This window comes from Flavobacterium limnosediminis JC2902, assembly GCF_000498535.1.
GTDB lineage: Bacteria > Bacteroidota > Bacteroidia > Flavobacteriales > Flavobacteriaceae > Flavobacterium > Flavobacterium limnosediminis.
The window spans coordinates 59602-78599 of record NZ_AVGG01000019.1 but is presented as its reverse complement, the minus strand read 5'-3'; the positions used below and the strand labels follow the sequence as shown (position 1 = coordinate 78599).

General features: G+C 38.8%; 17 protein-coding genes and 3 tRNA genes. 6 read left to right on the top strand and 14 right to left on the bottom strand.

Annotated features, from left to right (window positions below; all coding sequences use genetic code 11):
- Positions 1-12: 12 nt before the first annotated feature.
- Entirely contained in the window at positions 13-1002 is a 990-nt protein-coding gene (locus FLJC2902T_RS13240; protein ID WP_035678767.1) for a hypothetical protein, read from the bottom strand.
- Between the two features lie 102 nt (positions 1003-1104).
- On the opposite strand from FLJC2902T_RS13240, the gene proS reads away from it, so the two are divergent.
- The 6 genes from proS to typA all read left to right on the top strand — a co-directional run bounded on the left by proS (position 1105) and on the right by typA (position 5282).
- Positions 1105-2583, top strand: coding sequence for a proline--tRNA ligase (gene proS, locus FLJC2902T_RS13235; RefSeq protein ID WP_023580315.1), 1479 nt, complete (start codon positions 1105-1107; stop codon positions 2581-2583).
- A gap of 80 nt (positions 2584-2663) precedes the next feature.
- Positions 2664-2735: transfer RNA gene (locus tag FLJC2902T_RS13230), tRNA-Glu, on the top strand.
- 26 nt (positions 2736-2761) lie between these two features.
- Positions 2762-2833, top strand: a tRNA-Glu gene (locus FLJC2902T_RS13225).
- Positions 2834-2865: 32 nt separating this feature from the next.
- Positions 2866-2937 (top strand) — tRNA-Glu (locus tag FLJC2902T_RS13220).
- A 148-nt stretch (positions 2938-3085) separates the two neighbouring features.
- A complete protein-coding gene (rpsT, locus tag FLJC2902T_RS13215; protein ID WP_023580314.1) occupies positions 3086-3337 on the top strand; it encodes a 30S ribosomal protein S20 in 252 nt (83 codons plus the stop codon).
- 145 nt (positions 3338-3482) lie between these two features.
- Positions 3483-5282, top strand: coding sequence for a translational GTPase TypA (gene typA, locus FLJC2902T_RS13210; protein WP_023580313.1), 1800 nt, complete (start codon positions 3483-3485; stop codon positions 5280-5282).
- A gap of 49 nt (positions 5283-5331) precedes the next feature.
- On the opposite strand, the gene FLJC2902T_RS13205 is transcribed toward typA, so the two are convergent.
- The 13 genes from FLJC2902T_RS13205 to FLJC2902T_RS13145 form a co-directional block, all read right to left on the bottom strand.
- Positions 5332-5586, bottom strand: coding sequence for a GlsB/YeaQ/YmgE family stress response membrane protein (locus tag FLJC2902T_RS13205; RefSeq protein WP_023580312.1), 255 nt, complete (start codon positions 5584-5586; stop codon positions 5332-5334).
- Positions 5587-5674: 88 nt separating this feature from the next.
- Entirely contained in the window at positions 5675-7948 is a 2274-nt protein-coding gene (locus FLJC2902T_RS13200; protein ID WP_023580311.1) for a T9SS type B sorting domain-containing protein, read from the bottom strand.
- A 57-nt stretch (positions 7949-8005) separates the two neighbouring features.
- Positions 8006-8842, bottom strand: a complete 837-nt coding sequence (locus tag FLJC2902T_RS13195) for an ABC transporter permease (RefSeq protein WP_023580310.1) — start codon at positions 8840-8842, stop codon at positions 8006-8008.
- 55 nt (positions 8843-8897) lie between these two features.
- Complete coding sequence (locus FLJC2902T_RS13190) at positions 8898-9794, bottom strand: ABC transporter ATP-binding protein (protein WP_035678860.1); 897 nt, start codon at positions 9792-9794, stop codon at positions 8898-8900.
- Between the two features lie 62 nt (positions 9795-9856).
- Positions 9857-11686, bottom strand: a complete 1830-nt coding sequence (locus tag FLJC2902T_RS13185; protein ID WP_155958911.1) for a BamA/TamA family outer membrane protein — start codon at positions 11684-11686, stop codon at positions 9857-9859.
- A gap of 147 nt (positions 11687-11833) precedes the next feature.
- Positions 11834-13093 (bottom strand): alpha/beta hydrolase, encoded by a 1260-nt coding sequence (locus FLJC2902T_RS13180; protein WP_023580307.1) that lies wholly within the window; start codon positions 13091-13093, stop codon positions 11834-11836.
- A 110-nt stretch (positions 13094-13203) separates the two neighbouring features.
- Positions 13204-14262, bottom strand: a complete 1059-nt coding sequence (locus FLJC2902T_RS13175; RefSeq protein WP_023580306.1) for a nucleoid-associated protein — start codon at positions 14260-14262, stop codon at positions 13204-13206.
- A 49-nt stretch (positions 14263-14311) separates the two neighbouring features.
- The gene (locus FLJC2902T_RS13170) at positions 14312-14671 is read right to left on the bottom strand and encodes a four helix bundle protein (protein WP_023580305.1); all 360 of its coding nucleotides are present in this window, start codon (positions 14669-14671) and stop codon (positions 14312-14314) included.
- A gap of 98 nt (positions 14672-14769) precedes the next feature.
- Positions 14770-15321, bottom strand: a complete 552-nt coding sequence (locus FLJC2902T_RS13165; RefSeq protein WP_023580304.1) for an IS1096 element passenger TnpR family protein — start codon at positions 15319-15321, stop codon at positions 14770-14772.
- A gap of 86 nt (positions 15322-15407) precedes the next feature.
- Positions 15408-16634 (bottom strand): T9SS type A sorting domain-containing protein, encoded by a 1227-nt coding sequence (locus FLJC2902T_RS13160; protein ID WP_023580303.1) that lies wholly within the window; start codon positions 16632-16634, stop codon positions 15408-15410.
- Between the two features lie 75 nt (positions 16635-16709).
- Entirely contained in the window at positions 16710-17099 is a 390-nt protein-coding gene (gene gloA2 / locus FLJC2902T_RS13155) for an SMU1112c/YaeR family gloxylase I-like metalloprotein (protein ID WP_023580302.1), read from the bottom strand.
- Between the two features lie 3 nt (positions 17100-17102).
- Positions 17103-17711, bottom strand: coding sequence for an HPP family protein (locus FLJC2902T_RS13150; RefSeq protein ID WP_023580301.1), 609 nt, complete (start codon positions 17709-17711; stop codon positions 17103-17105).
- Positions 17712-17716: 5 nt separating this feature from the next.
- On the bottom strand, positions 17717-18997 hold the full coding sequence (locus tag FLJC2902T_RS13145; RefSeq protein WP_023580300.1) for a chloride channel protein: 1281 nt from the start codon (positions 18995-18997) through the stop codon (positions 17717-17719).
- Position 18998: the final 1 nt, after the last annotated feature.

Below are 18998 nucleotides of genomic sequence, written 5' to 3'. Positions count from 1 at the left end.
AATTTTGAAAATTTATCTTCTGCCGCCTCCGCCGCCTCCGCCGGAACGTCCTCCGCCGCCTCCGCTTCCGCCATAGCTACCACTGCCGTATGAGCTTCCTGAGCTTCTTGGAGTGGAATAACTGCCACTGCTTCTCGGTGCGGAATAATTGTTGTTGCTTCTTGGAGGAGCGCTGTAATTGTTATTGCTTCTTGGAGTCGAATATTGATTGCTTCTTGGCTGAGCGCTTTGGTTTGATCTCGGCGTAGAGTACTGATTCTGATACTGACCGCTGTTTCTTGGGGTTGTGAAGCTTCTCGGATTTTGTAAATTGGAGCTTCTTGGATTTGATGCGGCATTGTAGTTGTTTTCTCTGGTATTACTGGTATAATTTCTTTGATTTGGATAGCCTCTTCTACCGCCGTCATTATAGGAGTTGTAATTGTTTCTACCTCCGTTATAGGCATATCCGCCTCTTGTGCCGTATGTATAGGTTCCGTGTCCGTAATAGCCGTGGTATCCGTAGTAAGGGTAGTAGCAGTAAGGGTTGTAGTAACCCCATCCGTAATAAGGGTAGCCCCAGCCCCAGCCCCAACTGATGCCCCAACTCCATCCGTAGTAAGGATAATACCAACCGTAGCCTGCATACCAAGGTGAGTAGTAGTTGTCGTAATATGTTACAACTGTTGTGCTTGGATTGTCTCCCCAACCGGCATAATTGTTCTGTTGTTTGTTAACGGTGTCGTTATTTTGTGAACTGTAATTTTCCACGTCGGTAAACGCAGCGTTATTATTGTTTTGGGAATAATTGTCTTTATTAGCTGCAAAATACTCTTTGTATTTATAGTTGGAAGCATTAACATCGCTTTGCTGATATTGAGTTCTTTCAGGTGAGCCGTAAACGCCGTCATTGTCGTAATACGACGAGTTCTGATAGGAGCCACAGGAAGAAACCAAAAGTCCTACTAATCCAAATAACATGTAAATGGATAAATTTCGGCCGGATACGCATATAGTTTTCATATCAATGGTGTTTTTTATTGTTGGACATAACAAAATTAGTTAGTTTTGTCGAACTATTTTCATTAAAGTAAGTTAAACAATATTTGTGCCAAAGTATTAAAAATGAGCAAGAACTTAACAAAGCGATCAGAAGATTATTCCAAATGGTATAACGAGCTGGTTGTAAAAGCAGATTTAGCAGAAAATTCCGGAGTGAGAGGTTGTATGGTTATCAAGCCGTACGGCTATGCAATTTGGGAAAAAATGCAGGGAGAATTGGACCGTATGTTCAAAGAAACTGGTCATCATAATGCGTATTTTCCGTTGTTCGTTCCGAAAAGCATGTTTGAAGCAGAAGAAAAAAATGCAGAAGGATTTGCTAAAGAATGTGCTATTGTTACGCATTACCGATTGAAAAACGATCCTGATAACAAAGGAAAATTAATGGTAGATCCTAATGCGAAACTGGAAGAAGAATTAATCGTTCGTCCTACCAGTGAAGCCATTATTTGGTCTACTTATAAAGGTTGGGTACAATCTTACAGAGATTTACCGCTGTTGATTAACCAATGGGCGAATGTGGTGCGTTGGGAAATGCGTACGCGTTTGTTCTTACGTACTGCCGAATTTTTATGGCAGGAAGGACATACGGCGCATGCCACAAAAGCGGAAGCATTGGCAGAGTCTGTACAGATGATGAATGTGTATGCTGATTTCGCGCAGAATTTCATGGCTATCCCGGTAATGAAAGGGGTGAAAACCGAAACCGAGCGTTTTGCAGGAGCAGATGAAACCTATTGTATTGAAGCCTTAATGCAGGACGGGAAAGCACTTCAGGCGGGAACTTCCCACTTCTTAGGGCAAAACTTCGCTAAAGCATTTGATGTTAAGTTTGCGAATAAAGAAGGGAAGCAGGAGCACGTTTGGGGGACGTCTTGGGGGGTTTCAACACGTTTAATGGGAGCTTTGGTGATGACGCATTCCGATGATAACGGTTTGGTATTGCCTCCGAATTTGGCGCCTATTCAAGTGGTGGTTGTTCCGATTCACAGAACGGAAGAACAATTAGAAGCAATTTCTGCTCAAGTAAACGAATTGATGAAGGAATTGCGCAAAGTTGGTATTTCAGTTAAATTTGATGACAGAGACACCCAAAAGCCAGGATTTAAGTTTGCTGAGTGGGAATTAAAAGGAGTGCCGGTTCGTTTGGCGATTGGTCCGAACGATTTGGAAAACGGTACTTACGAGGTTGCCCGAAGAGATACGTTAACAAAAGAAACGGTTTCTAAAGACGGAATTGTAGGTTATATTCAGAATTTATTAGAGCAGATTCAAAGCGATTTGTTTAATAAAGCATTGATTTACAGAGATACACACATTACAGAGGTGAATTCGTTTGAGGAGTTTAAAGATATTCTTGAGAATAAAGGAGGGTTTGTTGCAGCGCATTGGGATGGTACTGCAGAAACCGAAGAAAAGATTAAAGAACTTACAAAAGCAACCATTCGTTGTATTGCTTTAGATCGAAAAGAAGAGACGGGAAGCTGTGTTTTTACAGGCAAACCATCCTCAGGCAGAGTGCTTTTCGCTAAGGCATATTAAAAAAAAATATTTTTTTTGAGATAAGTGTTGCAAGAATAGAAATTAGTTGTATTTTTGCAACCGCAATAAAGAAAAAAGACGGCCCGTTCGTCTATCGGTTAGGACGCCAGGTTTTCATCCTGGTAAGAGGGGTTCGATTCCCCTACGGGCTACAACTTTTTTCTTTATTGTTTTTACTGGCCCGTTCGTCTATCGGTTAGGACGCCAGGTTTTCATCCTGGTAAGAGGGGTTCGATTCCCCTACGGGCTACTTTTATTGAAATTGGGTTACAAAAAGAATTTGGCCCGTTCGTCTATCGGTTAGGACGCCAGGTTTTCATCCTGGTAAGAGGGGTTCGATTCCCCTACGGGCTACAGATTAGTTGTAAATAAGTTTTATAAAGTATTGTTTTAGTGTCTCAAAACTTTATTTTATTAGTTAAAACCAAAGTGATTGCATTGGCAATTGTGGGAGGTTTTTCTTTTTTAACTAGAAGTTTATAACAATTAAAAATTAGAAAAAATGGCAAATCATAAGTCAGCTTTAAAAAGAATCAGAAGCAACGAGAAAAAAAGAGTATTAAACAGATACCAACACAAAACTACACGTAATGCTATCAAAGCAATTCGTTTAGCAACAGATAAAGGTGAGGCGTCTGCAAAATTATCTTCTGTGATCTCTATGATTGACAAGTTAGCTAAGAAAAACATCATTCACGCTAACAAAGCTTCAAACTTAAAATCAAAATTAACAAGACATGTAGCTGCTTTATAGTAGTATGTTTTGATAAAATAAATAAGCTCTCAGTATTGAGGGCTTTTTTTATTATGACTAAATGGTTAAATTTTAGCTAACTACTTCATAATTAGTCTTTTTAATCCAAAAAATAGTTGTACCTTTGCACCTTCAAAATTTGTATATGACTTCAATTAGAAACATCGCGATTATTGCCCACGTTGACCACGGTAAAACAACATTGGTTGACAAAATTATGTATCACTGTCAGTTATTCCGTGAAAACGAAAACACAGGTGATTTGATCTTGGATAACAACGATTTAGAAAGAGAAAGAGGGATTACCATCACTTCTAAAAACGTTTCCGTAACTTACAAAGGAACAAAAATCAATATTATCGATACTCCAGGTCACGCCGATTTTGGTGGTGAAGTGGAACGTGTATTGAATATGGCGGATGGTGTTTGTTTATTGGTGGATGCTTTTGAAGGCCCAATGCCACAAACCCGTTTCGTATTGCAGAAAGCAATCGATTTAGGATTAAAACCATGTGTGGTTATTAATAAAGTGGATAAAGAAAACTGTACTCCGGAAGAAGTTCATGAGAAAGTTTTCGACTTAATGTTCGAATTAGGCGCTACTGAAGCACAGTTGGATTTCCCAACCGTGTACGGTTCTGCTAAAAATAACTGGATGTCTGATGACTTCAGAAACCAGACTGAAAACATCGAGCCATTATTGGATATGGTTTTAGAGCACGTTCCTGCTCCGAAAGTATCGGAAGGAACGCCTCAGATGTTAATTACCTCTTTAGATTTCTCTTCTTTTACAGGACGTATCGCTATCGGTCGTTTGGAAAGAGGCGTTATGACTGAAGGTATGCCAATCTCTTTGGTGAAAAGAGACGGTAAAATCATCAAATCCAGAATTAAGGAATTACACACTTTTGAAGGTCTTGGACGTAAAAAAGTAACCGAAGTAATTGCTGGGGATATTTGTGCGATTGTAGGTATTGAAGGATTTGAAATCGGGGATACTATTGCCGATTTCGAAAACCCGGAAGCATTAGCCTCTATCGCAATTGATGAGCCAACAATGAGCATGTTGTTCACGATTAATGATTCGCCATTCTTTGGTAAAGAAGGTAAATTCGTTACATCAAGACACATCAAAGATCGTTTGGCTAAAGAATTAGAGAAAAACTTAGCGTTAAGAGTTGGTGATACCGATTCAGCAGATAAATTCATGGTATTTGGTCGTGGTGTATTGCACTTATCGGTACTTATTGAAACAATGCGTCGTGAAGGATATGAATTACAGATTGGTCAGCCACAGGTAATCATCAAAGAAGTTGACGGTGTTAAATGTGAGCCAATTGAGGAATTGACTATCGACTTACCGGAAAATCTTTCTGGTAGAGCAGTAGAATTTGTTTCTGTTCGTAAAGGAGAAATGCTTTCCATGGAAGGTAAAGGCGATCGTATGATTGTGAAATTTAACATTCCTTCCCGTGGTATCATCGGATTGAGAAATCAATTGCTTACCGCTACGGCTGGTGAGGCGATTATGGCACACCGTTTCATCGGATACGAACCATTCAAAGGTGAAATTCCGGGAAGAAATAACGGTTCGTTAATCTCTATGGAGAACGGAAAAGCGATTCCTTATTCAATTGATAAATTACAGGACAGAGGTAAATTCTTCGTTGATCCGAATGAAGATATCTACGAAGGTCAGGTTATTGGTGAAAATACCCGTAGCGATGATATGACTGTGAACGTAACTAAGACTAAGAAACTTTCGAACGTTCGTTCGTCTGGAGCAGATGATAAAGCAAGAATCATTCCTGCTATCAAATTCTCATTAGAGGAAGCGTTAGAATACATTCAGAAAGACGAGTATGTTGAGGTAACGCCAAAATCGTTACGTTTACGTAAAATCTACCTGACTGAAAATGACAGAAAACGTTTCAAGATTTCATAATCTTATCGTGTTATAAAACAGAAAGCCACTCAAACGAGTGGCTTTTTTATTATTTGGGTTTTCCTTTGAAAAGAAGATTTACGATAGCCAAAATAACAATGGCACCTAAGGCACCGGTTAAAACAGCACCTAAAATTCCGGTTCCAAGGCTTATCCCGAGTTTACCTAAGAGCCAATAGCCTACAAAACTTCCTAAAATACCGACAACGATATTACCTATCAAACCCAAACTACCGCCGCTGAAAATCTGGCTACCTAACCATCCGGCAATAGCTCCGATAATTAATGTTCCTATTAATTCCATAATGTTTTGATTTATATATTATTAAATGTAAAGTTGCTGCGTAAATTCGATTAAAAAAGACTTAGGAAAACATTATTGTTAAAAAGAACTATCGCTTCAAAGCAAAATGTCCTTTAATAATTCGGCCGTTATTCAGAGAAAGTGTAAACCAATAATCGTCAGAGGGTAGTGTATAACTGTTAAAAGTTCCATTCCAACCTTCATCTGAAGGGAAAAATTGTTTCAGAAGTTTTCCGTACCGATCAAAAATCAGTAATTCTGCATTCGGATAATTGATTTCAAGATTTTTAATTTTCCAAGTATCGTTGTAGCCGTCGCCATTCGGTGTGAAAAATCTCGGATAGTCTAAAACGTAAACGGTTTGGGGAGGAGGATTATCGCAGCCGTTTTTATCCCTTACAAAAACCTGGTATTCTCCCGGTAAAACATTTGTGAAAACATTGCTATCCTGATAATTGACATTGTCCAATGAAAATTCATAATTTCCATTGCCGCTGACATGTACTGTAACGGAATTGTTCGTTCCCGAGAAACTGTTTACTTCAATATTCAGTATCGTTGCCATTTCCGAAACTGCAACAATAAAGGTTTTTGTGCCCGTACAGCCCTCAGCAGTGGTAACGGTCACCGTGTAATTTCCGGCTTGGGTAACGGCTATGGTTTGTGTGTTCTGAACCGGATTGGTGTCCCAGCTATAACTGGCATAACCACTTCCAGCATCCAATATTGCGCTTTCGCCATCACAAATGCCTACTGCTTGGTCTTGCAAATCAGGAAAAGAAATTACAATCAGGGTAACAGGCAATATGGCGTAGCAATCCGGACCGGTTGCAATGCGGGCATAAATGGTTTGCTCATTGGCGGTTGTGTTCGTGAACGGTGTGCTTAATTGATTGTTCTGTGTGACAGCGTCCTGTGAATCAGTAAAATACTGAATAGAGTTGCCGGCAGGTAAGGTATTGTTATTTTGAATTTGCAGGGAAATAGCGTTCAAGTCAAAAGGGAATAATCCATCTTGCGGTGCGACCGTGTCGCAAGCTCTTACCGGTAGAATAGAATTTATTGTATTAGATGCCACCTGAAGGGATATTGAGGCATAATTGATGCAGCCAAATTGATTGTTTTCAACTTTGGCCACAACAGTATTTCCCTGGTTGTTTTGGTATGACTGAGGGTTTGCAATTGCATTTTGGTCGTTTTGGGCATCCGATAAATTACGGAAATAGCCAACTATATTCATTTGGCTGTCTCCACCAGTGATGGTTTGTGATACGTTGTTTAAATTGTATATGGTAATTCCGTCGCTGTTATCATCACATTGAATTAAAACGGCGTCATTTGGAGACGGACCGTATTCAATATTTATATAACCCCGGATGGTGCAGGTACCCAGGTTGGCGACTATTGTATAAATACCCGCAGAAGTAATTGTATAAACCGGAGAGTTTACATTGACATAACCTGGAATCGGGATATCATTTTTTAGCCAGGTATAACTTAAAGTGCCCGGAACGGTGTAATCCGGACTAACAGTAAGGGTTTCCCCGGGGCAAAGTGGGTTTCCGTCTGCAATTAAGCGGTCATCTCCCATGGCAAAATCGTTGTTGAAACTGTTTCCGCCGATAAAAATCCCGGAATCGTAGAGATTATTTCCCTGATCTGCAATGACCAATTTTACATGATAGGATTCTCCGGGGACGATATCGGCTTCGGCAATCATCAGTTTTGTCTGTCCGTTAAAATTGGTCGGATGGTTACTTCCGTTGAAAGCGTCAAAATAGTCAGTATTGGCAGATGGACAGTTCGTTCCTGAACCACGAACCGTTGTTACTTTTACCGGAATGTTGGTGCCCGGTATAACTCCCAGATTCTGATTGATTACAGAATTGTTTCTTCTTAATAGGAAGGAAAATCCATCAGAATAATTGCATTGATTCGGATTCGGATTTGATAAATATTGTTCAGAAGAAAAGATGTAATTGAAACTGACATAATTGGTTGTTGCAACAAAATCAAATTCTACTACAGTCGCATTAACGGTGTTGTTTTCTCCAATGGCTTGTTCTAAATCCGAATCACCCGGCCAATTAGCTGGTCCTTCACTGAGCAATGTCGTATTGGGACCGACTGCAGAGGATGCTTTTCCCGTTGAGATGAGTAACCCGTTTGCCAACGGAAAGCCGGAAGAATTACTGTTAAACCAGGCATAACTTTTTTCACCGCCTCCAAAATCCCAACCCGAGACAGTAACATTGGTAGGCGTTACACAACTTCCAGCTGTAAAAAGATCCTGTACCAGTTGTGTTGGGGTTTTGGAATTGTCAATAGTAATATATTGTGCAGAAGCTAATGTACTGTACAAAAAAAGAGTTAAAGACAGATATGAGATAAGTAATGCACGCATAGTATCTCAAAGATACTACAAATCTCTTTTTTTCAGAATTTTATACGACATAAACACAAAAATAACAGTCCAAATTAATGCGATGAAAACAGCCGGAAACTGGACACTGTAATCCTTAATGTTCTCCACACCGATTTGGGTGCTTACAGCCTTGATGAAATTCAGCCGACTTATAGGTTCTATAATAAGGTTAGACATTGATTCCAGAGGAAAATAGCGGATAATCGATTTGGCTGTATTAAAATCTTCAAACACAAATTTACCCATCAGACCGTAGATAATCTGCTCTGCAAAAAACCATAACATTAAGAATCCCAACGCAAAAGCAGATCGTTTGATCAATATGCCGAGAAAAAGGCAGAAAGAGAAAAAAGCAACCAGTTTTATAAAGTAGGCAATCAGGTATTCCATATCTGAAAAAACGATGCTTATTTCATTATACGAAGAAAATGTATAACCTAAAATAAGGGTAACGATAAAAACGAACAGTGTTGAAATTCCTGCAAATAAAAGTACGGTACTGAATTTTGATAAAATGAATTCTTTTTTACTCATTCCGTCTATCAGATTTTGTTTCAACGTACCGTAGCTGTATTCGTTGGCTATCATGGAAACGATAACGACTGCCAAAAATATCTTGAACCATGCGGCAAAATAAGTGTTGAAATGCCAGATGTACGGGAAATTGAAGATGCCGCTGTCTGCCGCGTTAAATTTAAAAGGGCCCAAATCAAATTTGATGGAGGCAATCAGGGAAATAAAACAGATCAAAACGAAATAGGTTATGATCAGTACGCGGCTGGCTCTGTTTTTCCAAAGTTTCTGCAGCTCTATATTTAAAAGTCGGTTCATTTATTTAATTAGGAATTAGGAATTAGGATTTAGGATTTAGTTTTTTATTAAATCACTATTGATGATTGGTCAGTTGCAAAAACTGTTCTTCCAGGCTGTGTTTGCGTTTTACCAAATGCTGAAGGATAATGCCTTTTTGGAACAGGTATCGGTTTAAATCTTCGGAGGCAAAAGGCGATTTTAAATACACGTATATTTTTCCGTCCTCTTCCTCAATACTGTCAACCGCATCGTGATTTTGAAGTAGGGTTTTCAGTTCGGCGTTATTGTCGGATTGCAGTTCAAAGAATCCTTCGTTGGCCATAATCTCGTGAACAGAACCGGAATACAGTATTTCACCTTTGCGTAAAACCACCACATGAGAGCATACTTTTTCAACTTCATCCAAAAGGTGCGATGCCAATAAAATAGTGGTTCCCAAGGAAGCGATGTGTTTGATGATGTCCCGAATCTGACGAATTCCCTGAGGATCCAATCCGTTGGTGGGTTCATCCAGAATCAGTATTTCAGGATCGTTTAACAGGGCAGAAGCGATGGCCAGACGTTGTTTCATCCCTAACGAAAAGGTTCTGAACTGACTGTCTTTACGTTCCAAAAGCCCAACAACCTGTAGTTTTTCTTCTACTTTATCGTAATGTATCCCTTTTATGTCGCAAACCAGTTTCAGATTTTCTTCTGCGGTCATGTACGGGTAGAAATTCGGACGCTCGATGATAGCTCCCACTTTTTTCAAAGCCTGATGGGTGTCTGTTTTTCCGTCAAACCATCGGTACTCACCGGAAGTTTTGTTTACAACATTCAGAATGATGCCTAATGTAGTCGATTTCCCGCTTCCGTTCGGACCTAAAATTCCGTATACATTTCCTTTTTTTATTTCGAATGAAACGTTCTTTACGGCATGAACTTTTCCATATTTCTTATTAAGATTTTCAATTGTCAGTATAGTTTCCAAAATAGTTCTGTTTTTAACTATAGGACGAGCCATTCCACAATTTGTTACCGAAAAGTGATAAATTACTGATAAGGGACAATTTCCGGTTTGCCAATCTGAAAATCGGGCAATGTAATGTAGTTGTTTTTGTAGGCATTTGATCTCAAGATGTCATCACCACTGCCGGGAATAGAAGGATAATAGGCAAACGACAGGATGAAACTGTTAAAAACCATGTAGTCATTACTGATTACGAAGCCCAAGCCAAATTTCGAGTAGAGCTTACTTTGCAGTAATTTTTCTGTGGAACTGGCCAGCATTCCGAATTCCATACTGTAGAACGGACTTAATCTGAAGCCATACAATTGCCCAGGAACATACGATTGGGTCTGAAAAGTTAGCAGCATTTTTTTTGTACCTTTTCGTGATATGTCGAAACCTTCAATCCCGGAATTATCACCCAAATTAATTAAGTCACTGTCGGTCGCCAAACGGTTGTTTCCGATCGTAAATTGTGGTTTTATGAATTGTCTGATTTTCCATCTTCCCAATTCCAGTAATGGAGTGAAATAATTGATTTCGGCATTAAATGTGGATTGCTGAGGGTTGTCATCCTTAAAAAAACTTCCCATTTCAAAACTTCCGGCTAAAAAACCGAAAGTGTAATACCCCCCAATTGAATAACGGCCTCCAAAATAAAGGCGTTCGATGTTATTTTTATCTTCAATTCCGAAGGTTACAGAATAGGTTTTTCCAACCTGTACGTATTCCGGAATTCCGTAGTTAAAGAGGAATTTGTCGGCAATATATTGTCTTGATGTAACACCGATACTGCCCAAATACAGTCTTGAATTACTGAAATAATTAATACTGTCGTAAGTTATGTTCGGACTCTCAGTGTATTTCAGGTTTCTGAAACGTAATGTGGTTACCAGATTGGTGATATGACTGTCATCTGTAGTTTTTTTAAATAATCGTATGGAATACCCGGCCCACATATCTTCCGATTCAAATTTGAAATTGCTGTGGATCGGAATTAGGTTTACCGCTTTTATGGAATCCTTGTAAAAACGTTCCTCAAAAGTAATTCCGGCCGCCCATTTTGTAAAGGGAGAAAAGAAAGGTCTGTTGAACCCGATTCCTTTGTTGTAATCATTATCAAAATCTTTATCGTAAAGAATAGCTGTACGGATAAAGGTGTTTTTAAAATTGGGAACGATATACCGCATTCCGTAGGCGTTTTTATTATCGGTGAAACGCTGGCTGAAAGTGTTCTCAAATTCATGTCCCAAACCGAAAAAGTTACGTTCGGTTATTTCAAGGGTTCCTTTGGTGTCTGACAAAGCTCCGGACGGAATTAAACTCCAGGCATCCAAAACGTTAATTATGATATCAATTGAATCTTTAGAATTTGAAATCGGTATCGGCTTTATGGCAACTTTACGGATGTAGCGCTGTTGCTGGATCAGACGTTCGGATTCTTTCACTAGCAGTGAATCCAAAACGTCATTTTTTTTGAATAAAAGATGGTTTCTTATCGTCCAATGTTTGGATTTCAGATGCAGTGCGTTTCCTCGTCTTTCGGTCCACGTTTTCGAGTTTTTTTCAGAGCCGTCAACGTCAAACCCAAAAGGATCCAGAGTGTTAATGGTTATTTTTCGGATAATTTTCCCTTGGTAGCCAGTGTAATTGTCACTGTAATTAGGTACTTTACTCTTTCTGATAACACTTTTCTTAACGGACGGTTTAAAAATCAGACGGTAAAGGAATTTGGTGAATTTTCGTTTTTTGGAATAGTTTTCAATATTCTGATGCAATTCAACAGAGTCTTTTTTAACAGGAGTCACCTGAGCAGCCAAGGGTTGCCAGAAACAAAAGAAGACGATTGTATATAATAGCAATTTCTCGCGCATAGTAATAATCAAGGGAAATCTGCAACTCAAAATTAAACCTTGTCTTGTGATTGTTAAAAATAAAAAGAGACCGAAAGTGATCTTCTTTTTAGATTTAGGTGATAGTTTTGAAAAAAGACATTTTTCGTATAATAAGTTAGTTGTTTCTTATTTCGACACTATGAAATTGAAAATGTCATTAATCACATCAGTACTGACATTTGATTTTACAGTGTATTCTTCAGGATTTGGTTTTCCGGTTCCGCTCATGAACAGGTGGTTTAGCGAAGGATAACTGATGAATTTTGCCTTTTTGTTTTTCTGAAGTGTTTTTTTCCACAGATTAAAATCAGTCATGGTTACCTGATAGTCCCTTTCTCCTTGTAAAATCAGTATCGGAGTCTTTACTTTTTGGATTTCTGTCAATGGTTTGTATACTAATAGCGATTTCCAATAAGCTGCGGGAATATTCAGTGGTAGTTTTTCTTTAGGGGATTCCGAATTAAATGCTGCCGAATTAAGGTATGAAATCTGTTCTTTCACCTTAGCCACTTCTTTTTTCGCTTCTTCGGATGAATCAGAACCGTAGAGATAATCGTATTGTTCGCTGATAAGCAGATCCAACGATCTCGCATTACCTGCCAAAAGAACTATTTTTGAAATCTGAGTCGTTTTGTTTGCGATTCGGGGTAACATATATCCGCCCAAACTGTGGCCTATAACGGTTATTTCATACGATTTGAAATCGGGATTGTTCTTGAAAAAAGCTATGATGTTCAATGCGTCAACGGCAACTTCATCATCGATGGTGCTTTTGTCGGTGAAAGACTCCGGGTTTGAATAGGTTCTTTTGTCAAAGCGGTAGGAAGCGATTCCCTTATGATACAGACTTTCTGCAATATCTTTAAAAGGTTTGTTTTCTCCAATCGTTTCATCCCTGTCCTGAGGGCCCGAACCATGAATAAGGATAACCATTTTTTTCAGGTTGTTTTCGTCGGGAATCAGTAGTGTGCCTTTCAGTTCAATGCCATTACTGGTTATGCTGTACTCTTTGCCCAGTGAATTCCCTTTGTCGAAATGTTTGTGCGGAGCAAAAAAGAAGCCTGCAATTTTATCGGAATCCCGAAAAGCAATTTTGACATCCAATTTCATTTTTTCAAATTCCGAGTAGTAATAATACACTCCATCGTTATCGTTTACCTCAATTACAGATTTAAATTTGCCCAATTGCGATTCCAGCTGATTTATGGTTTGTTCCAACATTGGCATAGAAATCTGGCCTTTTATTGTTTCATCAAAATGGGAATATGCTTTTTCATAATTTTTTTCGACAAGTAAGGTCTGAATGAAAGCACTCCCGATTTCTTTGTTTTGCGAAAAAGATAGTAAGGAAAGAAAAAATACGAGTATTGAAATATTTTGTTTCATTAGAGAATTTATATAAATACAAAAATAACTAATATTCTGACAGCTGTAAAACTGTTTATATAAAAAATCCCCGACTGCCTTCACAATCGGGGATACTGTATTGAGTTGTATTAACTCTTACTTTCTTTGTTGAAATACACCAGATAATAGTACATCTGTTTTTCTTCATCCCAACCTTTTTCTACAAATTTTTCAGCGCTTTCCGGATTGATGAAATCCAATTTAATCTGAATATTGGTGTCCAGTTCGATTACGTTTTTCATTTTCTTACGTGCATCCGAAACCGCTGCGTTGGCAATAGGGAAGGTGGTTAAATCTTCAATGCTGTATTTTTCGCCTTTGTCTACTTTGTAGTTTTTGAATTCCGAAATCAAATCCGGATTGTCAATTACTTCGTTAATGAAGTTGCTTTCTTCAAAATTATCGTTTTTGGCGAAGTGATTTACCGCGCGGTTCATGAACATAACTTCTTCTTTCTTGTCTTCTGCCGGAAGGACCACTTCTTTAGCAAAATCCTGACAGAATTTAAGGTATTTTTTCGTCATGAAATTCTCATCCTGAAACGCATCTACCGAAAGGAAATGTTCCAACCAATAACGTGCGTCATAACGGTTACTGTCGACAGTTAAAATCTTATAGCCTTCTTCTTTTTTGTAGTTGAAGATTAAACAACCTTTGTCCAATTTGTTCAGACTGATTCCTTGTTGCAAAATCATTTCCAGATTCGTGTCTTTCTCTTCAAACTGAAGGAAATCGGCTTTGATTTCACTTTTGAAAACACCTATGGCATCCACAACATTGTTATCGATCGAAACATTCGTCAAATAAGTCACATATACTTCTCCGTTTTTAATGTGCGGATGATTAGATTGCTCAAATAAATGCTTTGTGATTTTTTTGGTTGCCTCATGTACATTGCTTGGATTTGCAAAAATCTCATTTGCCAAATTGTACATTTCATTGTAATCCAAATCCACATCGTGTGCAAACTGATAGTAATTCTCTTCCTTGTCTCTGAAAGGTTTAAAGAAAAATTCTTTCAGAAGCGGCATAATCTCGTCATTCAGATTATAGGGTTGCTCCGAAAGGAAAATGGCTTCGTTACGACTTTTGTTTCCAACGCGGTGGATTGACAAATTGTCTATGTGGGTGTTGAATAAGTTGATCATTGTTTTGTATAAAGGTTCTAAGTAACTAAGGCGCTTAGGGACTGAGGTTTTAGGTTCGTTTTTCAATTTTATCGATAAACGAAACCAGCATTCTCTCTACCTCGCGACTTTTTTCATAGATGTTGTTAAATTCTAATTCGGTTATATAATTTATATTGTAAGAGATTTCAACCTGTGTCTGATATTCGAATAACGATGATAAAGAAATATTCAGAAACTTCAAATAATCATTTTTACCGTTTCTTCCATAGCCTTCAGCAATATTACTCGGAATTGAGATTGCGCTTCTTCTTATTTGTGATGTTAATCCAAAAAGCTCTTCTTTTGGGAATTTCTTTGTGGTTTTGTAGCATTCTGTGACAAGGTTCATTCCTTTTTGCCAAACTAAAAGGTCTCTGAAAGTACTCATTTTTTATATTTTTAATCGAAAATATAAAAATAAATTAATTCCTACAAAAACAAAACCTTAGAGCCTTAGCGCCTCAGAACCTTAGCACCTCTTTTTGCTTAATTCCAATTCTCTTCGTAACCAAAATCCTCAAAAGAATCATCGCCGTCAAACATATCCATATCTTCTTCGTCGAATTCGTCTTCAAAGTCACCGTAGATGTCGTCATTGGAAACATCTGCACCTCTAAAACCGCTGGAAGCCGCTTCGGCAGGTAATTCACCGTGAGAGAACAATAAGGCCGGATACGTTTCGCCTTCTTCTTTTTCTTCAATTGCACCTAGTTCTATGAAGAACGTCCACATGCTGAAAAAGTCATACACGTACACCATTTTGGTGCTGTCTCTGTGCATCAGGTCATTGATTTTGAAATCGGCCATCGTTTTCATTTCTCCGGGAACATCACCGGTGTCAAACATCGGAATTTCGTCTTCTTCATTCCATGTCCAATCGTCTTCACACGTAAAAAAAGAACCTGTTTCCGTACCGTCAAAGCCGAAAGCATTAACGATAGCGTTGTGTAAATCTTCTAAAGTGTCGTCTTCAAGAATTGCAATATCTCTGAAAATATCTTCCTCTGCATCGAGGATTACCCGGAATTTGTAAACCATGACCTTATCATTTTTTGAAAGGCCAAAGGTAGTTATATTTTTAGATTTCAGATTTCCGAAATGCGATTTGTTGATAAGATTTTAAGTTAGGATTTAATGAATTTATAAACCGGCTGACTTTCAGTAACTATAAAATAGATTCCGTTTTGAAGGCCGGAAACATTTAATTGCCAATTGTTTTTTTGCTCCGTTGCCTGAAAAATTACCTGACCTAAAGACGAGATGATTTTTACTGATGTTGGCGAATCCGATTCAAAATTCAATACAGATTGCGCCGGATTTGGATAGAGCCGGACCCTGTTTTTTTCGAAACCATTCGTTGAAAGTATTCCCAGATCGATTTGTTTTACGATGATTTCTTCACAGTTGTTGCGAATGGCTTTCAATCTGATTGTTTTGATACCCCCAGATGCGTAAGCGTGCGTTGGATTTTGTTCCGCAGAAGTTGTTCCGTCCCCAAAGTCCCAAAGTAGTGCAGTATAATTGGCAGAAGTGTTTGTAAAATTAACAGAATTGCCGTTTACGATAGAATTAAAATCGGAGTGGAGATTATAGGTATTGATGCGCCATTGCGGTTTGTTTGGTAAAACCACCTGATCGGCTATGCCGTGAAAATATTCGGCTCTTGCTTGCGGTATGCCTCCATAGGCTGTTGCTCCGGTAACCGGTTCCTGAAAAATGGCGGTAAACATGGTCGAAGCAATAAGATAAGAACCATTTAAATTCGGATGGATGTCATTATACGATCCGTGCAGCAGCAAATCCTGTTGTGCGGTATAATGCATTCGTGCCGATTCTCCGGTGGGTACAAAAGGTAGATGCAGATTGTCAGCCATTTTTGTAATGGAATCTTTGATTTGTGTCTGAACAGTCTGATAGGTCCCATAAGTTGTTGATGAGGGGACTCCGTACGGAATTTCATATAGAAAAACTTTAGCACACGGACTGTATCTCTTTATCGAATCAAGAAGTTTTTGGCCTCTTACAATAGTTGTGTTTACAGGCCATGAAGCTCCTGCCGATTCACCGCTGCCGGGTTGTAAAACCACAGCATCCCAAACAGTGTTTCTAAAAAGGTCATAGAGGTTGTTATTAGTTACATGGTCAACAAATCCGGCGCCTCCGATCGTATGCATTTGCGTAACCACATTTTTGCCTTTGTTGTTAGCGATGTCCCGAAATAAAATCGGCATGTCGTTAAAATAGGTGATACTGTTACCTACAAAAAGAATGTTTTTCTGAGGATTTTGCGCGAAACCGATTGCAGTAAATAGTACAAGAACAAATAAAGCAGTGGGTAGTTTTAATCTCATTGTTTCAGTTTAACAGTTTGGGTGTTACAATTTTAGTAAATTTATCCGTAATCTGTTATAAAACAATTAAATAATTTATTTTTCGTAGAATTCAAGCGGTAAATCGTCCGGATCAGAAATAAAGAAAAAGCGTTTCGCTGTATATTCGTCGACACGGATGTTTTCCGCTTCAACGTTGTTGGAAAGGATAAAATGCCTCGCTTTTTCGATGTCATCCACTTCAAATGCTAAATGTCTTAAACCGGTGGCTTCGGGTTGGGACGTTCTTTTGGGCGGATTCGGAAACGAAAACAATTCCACCACATAATCTCCGTTTAAAGCCAAATCAAGTTTGTACGACTGTCGTTCTTCCCGATAGACTTCTCTAAGGATTTCCAGACCTAAAATACGAGTGTAAAAGTGTTTCGATTTCCCGTAATCGGAACAGATAATGGCGATATGGTGGATTTTAGTTAACTGTAACATCGTTTAGTTGATTTTATTCACTGTAATCTTTCCGGCGATTTTCTTTTTCAGTTTCGTAAACTTTCGGCTGGTCGGATACTGACGGTTATCAGTCATGTTGTTGCATATCAGCGCCACAATCAAAAGGATTATAGCCCCACTCAAAACGGGGGTAATCACATACCAGTAACCCAATTTTACAATGGCGGGTGAACCGGTAACGGCAATCAAAGCAGTGGCACCTCCGGGAGGATGCAAGGTTTTTGTAATCTGCATGAAAACGATGGCGGAAGCCACGGCAACAGCAGAACCCAGCCAAATCATGTCGGGAAAAAGTTTAGCTGCGGTAACGCCGACAAAGGCCGAAATTACGTGTCCTCCAATAAGATTTCTGGGTTGTGCGAGCGGACTTTGAATCACACCATAAACCAAAACACTTGAAGCCCCGAAAGAACCGATCAGGAATACAAAATCTTCTTTCGGAAACATATTGTATTGTAAGTAAGCAATGATTCCTATGCCAACAAATGCACCAACGAAAGCCCATAAATGCTCTTTAAAATCAACAAGTGTTTCTTTGTAGAGAACGTATTTGGCTTTGCGATAATTGCGTTTTATTTTGTGTGTGGGCATGGCAATTAGTTTACGGGTTTTGGCTGATAAGAGTAAACGGTATACGGATAAATAAATTTTGCGGTAGTCTTAGAAACAAGGCAAACTATCAGAATCGGAAAAAATAAAGTGTAGTCATTTATCAATCCGCAGATTAGAAACAACGCAGTAAACGGAGCGTGAATGCTGGCACTAAGCATGGCTGCCATTCCGATAATCATAAAGTTGAGCGGAATCACACCGGCATCAAAAAAAGTATTTAAAACCGTTGCCATCAACAAACCAAGGAAGGCTCCTATAAACATACTCGGTGCAAAAACACCACCGTCACCGCCCGATGCTAAAGTTATGGAAGTGATAATGGGTTTCAGAAACAAAATTCCGATCATCGTAAACAGAAAAGAAGTCGTTACAACAGCAGAACCGGAATTCACAAACAAAATTTTCATCGCATGATAACCTTCACCATATAATTGAGGAAAGACTAATAAAGAAGCACTTATGATGATGGAACCGATAATGATTTTGGTGGAATGGTTTCCGATTTTTGCAAAACGGTTTTTAATATAAATAACGCTTCTGGTAAGGTAAACCGAATTTACTCCAGCTAATAAACCTAGTAGTAAGAAATAAGGAAAAGCGTGTAGATGCCACGCAGTAATGTGCACTTCAAACAAAGGCTTCTCATCTAAAATAAGGATGAAAGCATAAGCTATCGCAACGGCTAAGCCTGTGGTTACAGCAAATGTCCGGTTGACTTTTTTTGAGATGACTTCAAAGGCAAACAATATTCCGGCAATGGGACTACTGAATAAAGCTGTGATTCCGGCGGCGATTCCGGCACAGATCAATTCGGTTTTATGACGTTTGAAAACGTTTTCTTTTTGTTGTGCCACAGATCCGATGGCGGCTGAAGCCACAACAGTGGAAACTTCAATCCCTGTAGAACCTCCAAATACTACGGTTAAAAGTCCGTTGAAAAAATGGGAAGGTATTTTATAGACCGGAAGTTTTTTGGTACGGGAACCAGTGCTTTCGAATATCTCCTTAATGCCTTTGTTCTCTTTCTTTTTAAACAGATAATATCGCAGAAAGTAAATTACAGACAGTCCGAAAATCGGAAAAATCAAAAATAAGAAGCGATTTGCAGTTGCCTTATGAAGGAGAATGTACTCATAGTGTTCGGTCAGATGTTTGAGGGAAACCGCCAAAAAAGCACAAAGAAACCCAATAATAACTGAAGTTATAGCCAGTTTTTGTAAGGTGATTTTTTTGTGATTTTTACGAAGATGTGAAGTTGTACTCATT